A 12785-nucleotide genomic window follows, 5' to 3' on the forward strand; every position below is an offset into this window, starting at 1 on the left:
AACTTGTAGTAAGATAAAATAGACCTTCTTACTACACATAACTTTCAAACTATCAACACTATAAAGCTATTTGTAGTAAGTAGTAAGATCATTATGTAAAATATAATATCCTTTTACTGGAAATCTCTGATCTTCGTGACCGCGTTTCTGTGACTGAATGTAACCCAGAAATTTCAACGCCTTGCCTATTTCAACCGGACTGATCTTTAATTTCCCATTGGTTTTATTTGTCAAGTCCTCACAGAAATCCGTGGCTGTGAAGAATTGATCATAATTGTCCTTAGTACCCGAAGAGTAATATTTCTGGATCAATTCAAATTCAATTGTGGTTGTCTTATACTTACTGTTAACCAGTTCGTTATCCTGAATTTCCTGAATGGTCATTTCATATTTGAATCCAGATTTGTAGAGCTGGTAGGCTTGCGACCACACAATATTAATGTCAATATCAGATTTGTATGCCCAATCTATCTCCCGAACACCGAAGCACAACCAGCGTACACTACCCGTTTCATCAACCAAAAACTCCGCCTTATTCGTTGAACCCCAAATAGAGGCTCTTCGAGGTTCCATTTTTGGCTTACGGTCGTATGGGTGACGTACCTTTATATACGACTTGCTCATCAGGGTCTTTTGAGCGTTGATTTCTGTTTTGGACAGCGTTGATAATTCATCCTGAATGACACCGAAATTCTGGCATAAGGCGATAAGACTATCTTTATCCACTGAAATATTCTCAGCCTGATAATCTTTCAACGCTTCCGGAATCAAGAACCTTGTTAATGTGGTCTTTCCGCTGTTTTGATTATCCTGGACAAATATCAAGGCTTGTTTGTTAAAATAATCATCATTTAGTGCACAAACAACGCATCGAACAAGCCATTTCTTAAACTGGGTTACAAACCGTTCCGGATCTTCAACCTTTATGTACTGAGCAAACTTTTCAATATAGTCTCCATGTACTTTTTCTTGCCATAGTTGCTTAGAATTGTCAAAATATGCTTCAAACGGATTAATTATTGAGACATAATCTGAACACAAAAACGTATTGATCTCTCCTACACTCGTCTTATAACCGGCCTCTCTTGCTTCAATGTAGAGTGTATTCAGGTTTGCCGGGTAATAATCTGACATACCTTTTTCTCTTACGAGGATTTCATTTAAAATGACATTGTTCATAAATTCGTACTTAGAAGACAAGAATCTAATCATTTTAATTGTCGTACTCTTTGAAGTCTGGCCAATAGATTTTACTCCCTGATGTTTTTTCATCATTCTGTATTTGATATTGATTATCAGAAACAGAAATGGTATATTTGTCTCACCACAAGCACAATACCATTTCAAATAGTTAGCGAAGCGAATCTTTCCAGGTTCGCTTCTTACTTTTTCGCTCTGGCTGAATGTCTGTTTGCGACATAAGACCTGGCCTCTTCTTCGATTTCGTCCAAAGTCTTTTTTCTACCTGACTTTAACCAGTTAAGAAGTTCACTACGGGAAAAATACAAACGTTTCGACTTCTTCATAACCGGAATTTTTCCAGAAGAAACCAGATTGTAGACCGTGGGTTTAGCAAGATTGAGCAGTAAAACAGCTTCGTCTATTGATAATAGATCAACAGTGTTTGAAGGTGGAGATTGAGAACCTTTTGATTTCAGTTCTAATACCAGAGACTCGATTCTTTCAAGTCTCTGGTCAATTAAATTAAACGGATTTTCCATGTGCAGTAATTTTTGTTTCTGCAATGTTAGAGCCCTTTTCTTTCCGTTTTTTCACTTTTGTAACATATGTACACTTTGTATTTCAGATTTGTATTCATTTCTTATGCGTGTTAATCTATTGTTCGTAATTGTTCGAAAATTGTTCTTCACTTTCTTAAAATCAAATCCCTCAAAATGATCAGTTAATAACTGTAAATACTTAATGCTCGCACCACTTTTATTTTCGAATAATTCATCTCCGGCTTTCAGCATAAATTGATGAAAAATTTCCTGAGTGATTCCAACTTCAAATCGATCTAATCTGATTTTCTGTTTTACCGGATTACCTAAAAACCCCATTTTAAGAAACGCAGTAAAATCTTCCATCTTCATTTGTGGAATATCTTCTTTACAAGCAGCACAACACATCACAGAGAAAAAGTCAATTACCTCCACCATAGAAAATCCATTAAATTGATTTTTCTGCTCGCTTAAGTGAAGTAAATCTTCTTGAAAAGCTGCAAATGAATAGTTTTCAATAGCAATGGTTTTTTCTGGAATCTCATGGTTGACAGTTATCACCGATATCTCTCTGTTAACAGCGGTTTCTGAGCTATCATCGTAAAATGAAATTTCTGATCCCTCATTGCTAACAATATTTGCTAGGCTTGAATAATTACTAGTGTCAAATTCGCCTGCCAGGAGTTTTTCCTCAAGAATTTTAAAACTTGCATCATCATCCAGCGATGCCTTTTTTAGTATAGCAAGGAATTTAGAATTTTCTAAAACTTTGGAAGTGTGTAAGAAATTGTTTCTGGTATTTCTATCAAGAAATAACGTCTTAACAATGAACACGCCAGCTACTACCATAATACCAGCAGAATATTCCTTTAGAAAAAAGAATAATACGAAGCCGAGAATTACAAAAAAAGACATTATTAGATTGACAGTCTTCTTTATCCTTGATTGCTTTCTATTATGAAAGTCCACAAACAGATAATCAGGAAGCCTATTATTTGAAAAAATTTGTATACCACAAGCAAGGTACTTTAATCGTCTAGGCAGATTGTTAGTATCGTCATAAACACCTAAATACTCATTTAAGGTATACCAGTTAATATTCATCTCTTCAACTGGGATGGGTTTCCCCTCTTTATTGATGATTTTCATGCTTCAAAGTTTTATTCGGTTTGCGGCCTCAATTTTCTTTTTGTCAATCACTTTCGCATAGATTTCTGTCGTCTTCAAATGCCTGTGCCCCAACATTTTGGATACCGTATAAATATCTGTACCTAATGTCAATTGCAAAGTGGCGTAAGTGTGACGAAAACAGTGGAAAGTTATTTTCTTGGTGATACCGGCAAAAAGTACCCATCGTGAAAGCTGAACGTTTGTATAAGCTGAATATTTAAGCCCCTTGAATACCCGCTCCTTATCGTCCTCTCTTTCTCCCATTTGTTCAAACGCCTGTTCCGGAATGTGAAGTGTCTCGACCCCTTTCGTTTTTTGCTGGGTGAAGCGGATATAATACCCGTCCATTTCTGAATGCTGAACTTCCTTCCAGGTTAGTTTAATCATATCAGACCAGCGAAGCCCGCTTAAGGCTGAGAAAATTGCTGCACGTTTTAGTACAGCATGTTCGCATTCAGTTGTATTAAGTGCTTTCAACTCCTCCAATGTTAAAAATTCCCTTTGAGATTCTCCCATCGGAACGCCTTTAACTCTTAGAAGTGGGTTAATTGCAAATAATCGATCTTCAAACGCTTCATTAATACATGCCCGAAATTTATTGTAGTAGCTATAAATCGTATTATCAGCAAGGCCAGTGTGTTCGGATTTTCTGGATTTGATTGAACGCAAATAGGTTTTGAATCCTTCACAGAACTTTTCATCAACCTGGCCGAAAGTACAACTATCCTTCGTGTACTGACACAGGTATTTATAGGTTCCATACCAGTTATCATAATTGCCCTTTGATTTATTCCGTTTCGCTGCCTTTTCCTTGAAATAGGCCAGAAAATCTTTTTTAGCCGTGAGCCTGTCTGCAAAATCAAAGTTCTGATTGATAAATTGTATCTCTCTTTCAGAACGAATGCTTTCCGCTTTTGCCTTGCTTATTCGGTTGTATTCCTTTTGTGCAGGGTTGGCCGGTTTATCGTGCAGATAAATCTTTAAAAATTCCCGGCGTGTTTCTTTTCCCGTCTCCGGAATATAAACTGCGGGATAGTAATCGAGATAAAGACTTTTTCTGCCGTCTGCTAATATTTTTTCCCTGAGTTTGACAGTTCTTGTACGTTCCATGTTATATAAAAAGTTTATCGATTGAAATTCTTGAAATGACTATGCGGCGGCCAAGTTTGACCGACTTGATCTTTCGGTCTCCTATCAGCCTCCATAATGTAGTGCGGCTAATCGTTAGCAGCGAGCATGCATCTTTGATAGACAAATAGCTCTTTGTTGCTACCTCCCTTGGTGGCAATTGTTTCTTTTCAATTGTCAACTTTTCGCTCTTCTCTACCTTGACTTTACGCGCCCTCTTTTTGTAGTTCCTCCTGTTACATTTCAAACAGCAAAACCGGGTCACGGTGGTCCTGGCAGTGAACTTATTACCACATTCCTGGCAGATTCTGATGGTTTCAATTGTTGAGCTCATAGTGCCTTGTTTCCTATTGTTTCTACATGTTTCAGTACGTTTCAGAATGTTTCAGAATGTTTCAGTTTGTTTCATCATTTCCCCCCTAAAACCCAAAAATTTGTACCTTTTTGTACCTCGTGCCAAAAATACCATAAAAGGTACAAATCGGTACAAAAAAACCAAATATTATCACAAAGCATCAAAAAAATAGAAAACCCTGTTAGTGTTTATCTAACAGGGTTTTAGTTATCTTTACTTACCTTTATTTATCGTTAATTACTACTATCTACTTGCCGATACAAAACTTACTAAAAATATTATCCAACAAATCATCCGTAACAATCGTCCCTGTAATTTCCCCTAAATGGTGCAAAGACAACCGGATATCCTGAGCCAGGAAATCGCCTGTAATTCCGGTATCCAATCCATTGATTACTTCATTCAAAGCATCCTGGGTTTTCAATAAATGTTCATAATGACGAAGATTTGTTACAACAGTATCCGTTGCCGATTGTCCATAGACGCGGTTCACCAAAACCTGTGTTAATGACTGTAATCCTTGCTGCGTTTGAGCAGAAATTCCGATAATTTCAGCGTTTTCGGATTTCAATTTATTGAAAGTTTCAGGATCAATATCAATTTTGTTATATACCCAAAGTAAATCCTTCCCAGATGCCAATTCTGTGGCAACCTGTTTGTTTTCCAGAAAAGTTTGTTCACTATCAAAAAGAAAAATCACAATATCCGCTTTTTCCATAGCTCCACGAGAACGTTCAATTCCAATCGATTCTACCAGATCCGTAGTTTCACGAATTCCGGCCGTATCGATAAATCTGAATTTCAAACCTTCCAACACCATCGTGTCTTCAATCACGTCACGGGTTGTGCCTGCAACGCTGGTTACGATCGCTTTTTCCTCATTTAAAAGCGCGTTCAGTAAGGTTGATTTTCCAACATTTGGCGAACCAATGATCGCTACCGGCACACCTTCTTTTATGGCATTTCCATAATCAAAAGATTCGATTAAGGGCGCTATTGTCTGGCGTAGTTTATTAATCAGTTTTCTTAAATCATCTCTTTCAGCAAACTCCACATCTTCTTCGCCGAAATCCAGTTCCAGTTCAACCAGCGATGCGAAATGAATTAATTCGGTACGTAGTGACGCCAGCTTCTTGGAAAAACCTCCTCTTAGTTGATTCAACGCTGTTTTATGACTTGCTTCTGAATCTGCTGCAATCAGATCCGCTACGGCTTCTGCTTGTACCAAGTCAAATTGTCCGTTCAAAAATGCGCGTTGGGTGAATTCACCCGGACGTGCTATTCTGGCTCCTTTTTTTATGAGAAGTTTTAAAATCTGTTTGATAATATAATCCGACCCGTGACAGGAAATCTCGACCGAATCTTCTTTCGTAAAGGATTTTGGTGTTTTAAAAACGGTTACCAAAACTTCGTCAATTAATTCAGTATCTGATTGTATCGTGCCAAAATGTGCGGTATGGCTCTCGACTAAATTTAGGTTTTTGCCTTTAAATATATCATTGACGATTGAAATCGAATCAAGTCCTGAAACGCGTATAACTGCAATTGCGCCAACACCTGAGGGTGTTGCCAAAGCACAAATTGCTTCCTGTTGGTGTATCATCGTATTATTCATGCTGCAAAGATCGTACTCATTACGCTATTTATTCAATGGCCCGAAAAATTTCATTCGTTTATAGTCAACACAGAATTTTAAAAATTGATTTTAAAGGTCAAAAAATTAAAGGACCAGCTAAAACAGTTATAATCTTGTACTGATTTCAAATTATTTACCGATTTCTTTTGTTACCCTTTATCTTTGTACTCATTTTATTTATTGTTTACCTACTTTTTGAATTTTGCTAACTGAAACATTACCCATCGTCACCAGCCAGCTTCCGGTTATGGAAGCCTTTTACACATTGCAGGGAGAAGGCCAGCATAGTGGAAAAGCCGCTTATTTTATCCGTCTTGGCGGATGTGAAGTAGGTTGTCACTGGTGTGATGTGAAAGAATCATGGGATGCTAATGCGCACCCGAAACAGGAAATTAATACCATTGTTGAAGGAGCTCTTGAATATCGTGGCCGACTGGCTGTGATTACCGGCGGAGAACCTTTGATGTATAATCTTGATGCGCTTACCGCCTCTTTGCAGGAAGCTGGCTTCCAGACTAATATCGAAACGTCCGGAGTTTATCCTTTTACAGGGCACTGGAACTGGGTTTGTTTTTCTCCCAAAAAATTCAAAAACCCACATCCGGATATTTACGAAAATGCAAATGAACTGAAAGCGATCATCTACAACAAGAGCGATTTTGAGTTTGCGGAAGAACACGCCGCAAAAGTGAATGAAAACTGTACATTATTATTGCAGCCGGAATGGAGTAAACACGAACAGATGCTTCCTTTGATAATAGATTACATCAAGGACAATCCGAAATGGAAAATGTCGTTACAAACGCATAAATATATGAATATTCCGTAATGCGATTCCTTCTTCTGACACTGCTTTTTTCAGGTTGGTTTTTTTCAACAAACAGTCACGCACAGGACGCACCTTTGTCGCGGCGTGGTAAAGAAACATTTGATAAAGCTCAGAAAGCGTGGCAGGCAAGGCAGCTGAATGAAGCGATGGTATTGTTCGAAAAAGTGGAAGAAACAGATCCGAACAATTCCGAGATTCATTTGAGGCTAGCGCAGATCTACGAACTTCAAAAGAAAACCGAACTCACCAGAAAACATTTTGCCAGGTTTATATCCCTCAGACCATCCGACCCGCAATCCTCTTCTGCATATCAATGGTTGGGCAGCAATTTGTTCAGGGAGGAAAAATACGATTCGGCGGTTGTTTATTTTGAAAAGGCGCTGGCTCTTTCTCCGCCGAAATCAGGATTAGCACGTTTGGCAAAAAAAAGCGCAGCTTCCTCAAAGTTCGCTCAAATGGCTATAAGGAATCCAATGAAAGTGCATAAACAATCTTTGGGAGACACGGTTAACTTTCTCAATTCACAATTTTTCCCGGTAATGACGGCCGATGATGAAACACTCATTTTCACCGGATTAACTGAAAATCGGGATGAAAATATTTATGTCACACATCGCATTCCCGGCGGCTGGGATGTTCCTGAGGAAATCTCGAAAGCAATCAATACTACCAACAATGAAGGAACTTGCAGCATTTCTGCTGACGGGAGAACGTTGGTTTTAACTGCCTGTAATCGACCTGATAGTTATGGTGGCTGTGATCTATACATTTCTCACAAACAGGGAAGTGACTGGAGTGCGCCGCAAAACGTAGGAGAAAATATAAATTCCAGAAACTGGGAATCCCAACCTTCACTTTCTGCGGATGGAAGGACGCTCTATTTTGCATCAGACCGTCGTGGCGGACAAGGCCGTTCGGATATCTGGTATTCTGTTTTGAAGGAAAAAGGACTATGGTCTGATCCGAAAAATCTGGGCCCAATAATAAATACGCCGGAAGATGAGAATGCTCCTTTTATTCATGCCAACGGACGCACACTTTTCTATGCTTCAAATGGTTTGACCGGCATGGGAGGTTTTGATATATTTTTATCCCAAAAAGCAGACACAACGTGGACCCCGCCAAAAAACATAGGTTACCCAATTAATACCCAGGCCGACCAGGTAGGATTATTCATTTCGTCAAATGGTAAAAAAGGATATTACACCGATGACAGTTCTGAAAAGTCTAAAGGTCGTTCCCTGTTATATACTTTTGATCTGCCTGATTCACTCCAAAATATGGTAACCCCTACCCGTTATGCAAAAGGAAAAGTTTTTGACAAAAAGACCAATAAACCTTTGGCATCCAGTATTGAATTATATGATCTGAAAAGTCAGGAAAAAGTCGCCGAGTTTTCGTCAGATTTACAAACAGGTAGTTTTCTTGCTGTGTTAAACAAAGGAAGCGAGTATGCCTTTTATGTTTCCAAAAGTGGTTATTTGTTTAAAAGTCTGACTTTTTCAGTAACGGATTCTGCGTCGTCACTCAACCTTGATATTCCTTTGGAAGCGATTGAAAAAGACAGGATTGAAGTATTGAATAACATTTTCTTCAATACCGGCGAGTTCACGCTCGACGATAAATCCAAAGTTGAACTGAACCGGATGGTTGATTTTTTGAAAAACAACAAACAGATCAGTATTGAAATATCCGGACATACGGACGATGTAGGCAGTGAACAGACGAATCTGGAATTATCGAAAAAAAGGGCGCTATCCGTTCTGGACTACCTTAAAAAATCCGGAGTTGAAGCAGAAAGACTTAACGCAAAAGGCTTTGGAAAAACAAAACCCGTGGCAAAAAATGATTCAGAGGAAAATCGTCGGAGGAACCGCCGCATCGAATGGCGGGTTTTGTAAGGAAATTTGCATTAAGAAGCTAAATTTTGCACTTTTGTAAACATGCATTTGTTATCCTTGCATAGGCGTGAAAATTACAAATCGCTCTATAATCAGACTCAAATATGGAACTGCAAAATTGCTGTTCTACTGTGTAAAAGTTTGAATTAAAGATTTTTGAATACTATAAGTAAGAAATTAACATGACATCTGAAAAAGTAGATTGCCTTATTATTGGTTCCGGCCCTGCCGGCTACACCGCTGCTATATATGCTTCAAGAGCTGGTTTAAATCCTGTTCTTTACCAGGGAGCTCAGCCTGGTGGTCAATTGACTATTACCACCGAAGTTGACAATTATCCAGGCTATCCTGATGGAATAACAGGCCCTGAAATGATGATCAATTTCGAAAAACAAGCCCGACGTTTTGGTGCTGATATCCGTTACGGCATGGCTACGGAAGTTGATTTTACGAGCTATCCACGCAAAGTGATCATCGACGGCAAAAAAGAAATTCTTGCTGATTCTGTTATTATATCTACGGGTGCGACTGCAAAATGGCTTGGTATTGAAGGTGAAGAAAGATTGAACGGCCATGGCGTTTCTGCCTGTGCGGTTTGTGATGGTTTCTTTTTCCGTGGACAGGATGTTGTAGTTGTAGGCGCTGGTGATACTGCTGCCGAGGAAGCGAGTTATCTTGCAAAATTAGTACGTAAAGTGTATTTGGTAGTTCGTCGTGACGAAATGCGTGCTTCCAAAATCATGCAGAAACGTTTGGCTACGCTTCCTAATATCGAAATTCTTTGGAACACAGAAACGGTTTCTTTGAATGGAGAAGAAGGTTTGGAAAGTGTTTTAGTTAAAAATAATAAAACAGGAGAAGAAACACTTCTGGACGTAACCGGATTTTTCGTAGCGATTGGTCACAAACCCAATACCGAAATTTTCAAAGGTTATATTGATATGGACGAAACGGGTTATATCAAAACGATAAAAGGAAGTGCCCACACCAATGTTTCAGGAGTATTCGCTTGTGGTGATGCGCAGGACAATGTTTACCGTCAGGCTATTACGGCGGCGGGAACGGGTTGTATGGCTGCTTTGGACGCGGAACGTTTCTTAATGGAACGTGAAGTGGAAGTGATCGCGGATGATATCCTTGAAACGAACTAAGAATAACCCAGAATAAATTTGACATTTAAGTCGGGCTGGCCATTGTGGAAATCACAGTGGCCAGCCCGATACAGTAATTATATTTATGAGAGAAAAGCTTATTGTTGGTTTGCTAATGGTCGTGTGTCTGATCCCCTGGAACACGCAAGCACAAGAGCGAGGAAAGTTCAAAAAAAACCCGAAAATCAATCAGGCCGGCAGTAATGCCAACGAAGGCCCAACCAAAGTAGGAACGCCTCAGCCCGAGGACGAATTTCAAGTTGAAACCTCTACTTTAAAATTCCAAAGCCAGTTTGAACCCGTAAAACCCCTTAATCCGGTGGTGAGCGAAGATACTTCAACGATCGACGAAGGAGAAACCGACGTTGTGGAAGTCGTAGACTCACTATTAGTTGGTGACGAATGGGTAAAATCCGCTGAATATTATGTCATCTGGGATTCCCGTACAATCAATCCTTATGGATTAAGTCCGCTCGAATTTGACGAACCTGTGGATCTTACTTTGTATAATCCTGCCCTCAACCGAATGTGGGCTACACCCATGACAGATACAAAAACAACTTCCAATTTTGCCTACCGCTGGGGTCGCTGGCATAATGGAACAGATCTGGATCTGGAAACTGGTGATACCGTAAGATCAACTTATGACGGAATGGTCAGGATTGTGGCCTTTGACGGAAGTGGTTATGGAAAATTCATTTTAGTCCGTCATTATAATGGATTGGAAACACTTTACGGTCATCTTTCCAAACAATTGGTAGAATCAGGACAAATGGTAAAAGCAGGTGAAGTAATCGGTTTGGGTGGAAATACTGGACGTAGTTCAGGTTCACATTTACATTATGAAAACCGGTACGAAGGAAATCCTTTTGATGCCAGAAATATTTTTGACTGGGATAATAAACAGATTAAATCCGATCATTTTCTGTTAACAAGCAGCGTCTGGAATCACTTGCGTGGCGGGCGGGCAACCAAAAGTGAATTTGAATCCGGTGATGCACCTGTGGCCTATACCCGATCTATTTTACATAAAGTACGTTCCGGAGATACCTTATCTTCTATTGCCGGAAAATACGGTGTTTCAATTTCGGCCATAGCCAAAAAGAACAGAATCTCTACACGTTCAACCTTACGTTTGGGACAAAAAATAAGAATTAAATAAATCTGAAAAATGGAGCTGGATTTGATTCAGCTCCATTTTTTTTTGAAAATATAAAATATTGATCTGATGAAACTTGATATTCTGGCCATAACGGCTCATCCCGATGATGTTGAACTTGGCTGCGCAGGCACTCTGCTCGCTGAAATGGCACTCGGAAAAAAAGTTGGAATAGTGGATCTGACACGCGGCGAACTGGGTACAAGAGGAACACCGGAAGGTCGTATCCAGGAAGCTGCAAATGCTGCCGCTGTTTTGGGAATTTCGGTTCGTGATAATGTTGGCATTGCAGATGGCTTTTTTGCCAATGACGAAGCGCACCAGAAAGCGATCATTCCCTACATTAGAAAATATCAGCCTGATATCGTCATTACCAATGCTTTCGACGACCGTCATCCGGATCACGCCCGTGGCGGAAAACTGGTTTCTGACAGTTGTTTTTATTCAGGATTAAGAATGATCGAAACTTTCGATAGTGAAGGAAATAAACAGGAAGCGTGGCGACCACGCCTGGTATTCCACATTATTCAGGATAGTTACATCAAACCTGATTTTGTTGTGAATATCACAAATTACCACGATCAAAAAGTGCAGGCTATCCGCGCCTTTAAAAGCCAGTTTTTCAATCCGGATTATGACGAGAACAGCAATGAACCGCAAAGCTATATTTCCTCGCCTGACTTTTTGAATTTCATCATTGCCCGTGCTCAGGAAATGGGCCATGCCATCGGTGCGAAATATGGTGAAGGTTTTACTACAACGAGAATATTGGGCGTTCAGGATTTGTCTTCGTTCATTTAGACTTTAATCTTCTTATTATTTTTTGCCACGAATACACGAATATTCACAAATGGATTAGTGGACATCCGTGTATTCGTGGCATTGTTCTTTTGGCAAACTAGTAAAAAAGTTATCCGCAGATTCTTCTCCAATAAATCAAAGAACAAAAAACTAACGACTATTTTGGATAAAACGGAACAAGGAAAAAATCTTGTTGGTTAAATCTCAAACAAGACGAACATCGTATATCAAAAATCAGGACTTCAAATCAATTAAATATGAAAATTAAAATAGTGATGCTCGTTTGCGGAATTTTGGCATTTGGGTTTCAAAGTTCATATGCACAAACAGCCGATCAAAAAAGTCCGGTTTATTCTCATACCGATACCAGTAAAGTAACAACATCAGAAACTGAATGGAAGAAAATCCTTCCCTCAGAAGTATTTCAAGTGGCGAGATTAAAGGGAACAGAACGGCCGGGAACCAGTAAATTTGAAACTTCGAAAGAAGTAGGCACATACTATTGCGCCGTTTGCGGAAATGCACTTTTCAAAAGTGATACCAAATTTGACAGCGGTTGCGGTTGGCCAAGTTTCTATGAACCGATCACTAAAACGTCTATCGTGTACCATACCGATAAAACATTGGGAATGGTAAGAACGGAAGTTACCTGTGGCAGGTGCAAGTCACATTTAGGCCACGTTTTTGACGACGGCCCTCCCCCAACCGGATTGCGGTATTGCATTAACGGTGTCGTCCTGGATTTTGAAAAAGCAAAAACAGCCGAGAAAAGTTATTCCAAAAAGCATAAAAAAGATGTAAGTGGTGGTAAATAATATGTAAGGTTTAATTCAGCCAACCTCTTTAAAACTCCTGAGAAGATCCTTTCAAACCGGATTTTTCTCAGGAGTTTTTTTATTGGCAAAAACCAAAATATTCACTGGTTAATAGAAGG

The 12785-nt window shown here is 39.4% G+C and carries 12 protein-coding genes; 6 read left to right on the top strand and 6 right to left on the bottom strand.

Translation table 11 applies throughout. From position 1 onward, the window contains the following. Positions 1–66: 66 nt before the first annotated feature. From FZF08_RS17900 to mnmE, 6 genes are all read right to left on the bottom strand, one after another. Positions 67–1275 (bottom strand): virulence-associated E family protein, encoded by a 1209-nt coding sequence (locus FZF08_RS17900; RefSeq protein WP_229216584.1) that lies wholly within the window; start codon positions 1273–1275, stop codon positions 67–69. Positions 1276–1382: 107 nt separating this feature from the next. After that, positions 1383–1721, bottom strand: a complete 339-nt coding sequence (locus FZF08_RS17905) for a helix-turn-helix domain-containing protein (protein WP_159471233.1) — start codon at positions 1719–1721, stop codon at positions 1383–1385. Between the two features lie 51 nt (positions 1722–1772). Then, positions 1773–2870, bottom strand: a complete 1098-nt coding sequence (locus FZF08_RS17910; RefSeq protein ID WP_159471234.1) for a hypothetical protein — start codon at positions 2868–2870, stop codon at positions 1773–1775. A 3-nt stretch (positions 2871–2873) separates the two neighbouring features. Then, positions 2874–4001 carry a site-specific integrase gene (locus FZF08_RS17915; protein WP_159471235.1) on the bottom strand — a complete coding sequence of 376 codons (1128 nt, stop codon included), beginning with the start codon at positions 3999–4001 and terminating at the stop codon, positions 2874–2876. A gap of 1 nt (position 4002) precedes the next feature. Then, entirely contained in the window at positions 4003–4353 is a 351-nt protein-coding gene (locus FZF08_RS32340) for a helix-turn-helix domain-containing protein (protein WP_159471236.1), read from the bottom strand. 268 nt (positions 4354–4621) lie between these two features. After that, a complete protein-coding gene (gene mnmE, locus FZF08_RS17925; protein WP_409012664.1) occupies positions 4622–5977 on the bottom strand; it encodes a tRNA uridine-5-carboxymethylaminomethyl(34) synthesis GTPase MnmE in 1356 nt (451 codons plus the stop codon). A gap of 280 nt (positions 5978–6257) precedes the next feature. On the opposite strand from mnmE, the gene FZF08_RS17930 reads away from it, so the two are divergent. The 6 genes from FZF08_RS17930 to msrB all read left to right on the top strand — a co-directional run bounded on the left by FZF08_RS17930 (position 6258) and on the right by msrB (position 12666). Further along, positions 6258–6839, top strand: a complete 582-nt coding sequence (locus FZF08_RS17930) for a 7-carboxy-7-deazaguanine synthase QueE (RefSeq protein ID WP_159471742.1) — start codon at positions 6258–6260, stop codon at positions 6837–6839. Continuing rightward, a complete protein-coding gene (locus tag FZF08_RS17935) occupies positions 6839–8740 on the top strand; it encodes an OmpA family protein (RefSeq protein ID WP_159471238.1) in 1902 nt (633 codons plus the stop codon). The genes FZF08_RS17930 and FZF08_RS17935 overlap by 1 nt, the downstream gene beginning before the upstream one ends. 182 nt (positions 8741–8922) lie before the next feature. Continuing rightward, positions 8923–9891, top strand: coding sequence for a thioredoxin-disulfide reductase (trxB, locus tag FZF08_RS17940; protein WP_159471239.1), 969 nt, complete (start codon positions 8923–8925; stop codon positions 9889–9891). Between the two features lie 85 nt (positions 9892–9976). Further along, positions 9977–11053, top strand: coding sequence for a M23 family metallopeptidase (locus FZF08_RS17945; RefSeq protein ID WP_159471241.1), 1077 nt, complete (start codon positions 9977–9979; stop codon positions 11051–11053). A gap of 66 nt (positions 11054–11119) precedes the next feature. Continuing rightward, a complete protein-coding gene (gene bshB1, locus FZF08_RS17950) occupies positions 11120–11851 on the top strand; it encodes a bacillithiol biosynthesis deacetylase BshB1 (RefSeq protein ID WP_159471243.1) in 732 nt (243 codons plus the stop codon). 257 nt (positions 11852–12108) lie between these two features. Continuing rightward, positions 12109–12666 carry a peptide-methionine (R)-S-oxide reductase MsrB gene (msrB, locus tag FZF08_RS17955; RefSeq protein WP_159471245.1) on the top strand — a complete coding sequence of 186 codons (558 nt, stop codon included), beginning with the start codon at positions 12109–12111 and terminating at the stop codon, positions 12664–12666. Positions 12667–12785 lie beyond the last annotated feature (119 nt).

Source organism: Dyadobacter sp. 3J3 (assembly GCF_009801115.1).
Taxonomy (GTDB): Bacteria; Bacteroidota; Bacteroidia; order Cytophagales; family Spirosomataceae; genus Dyadobacter.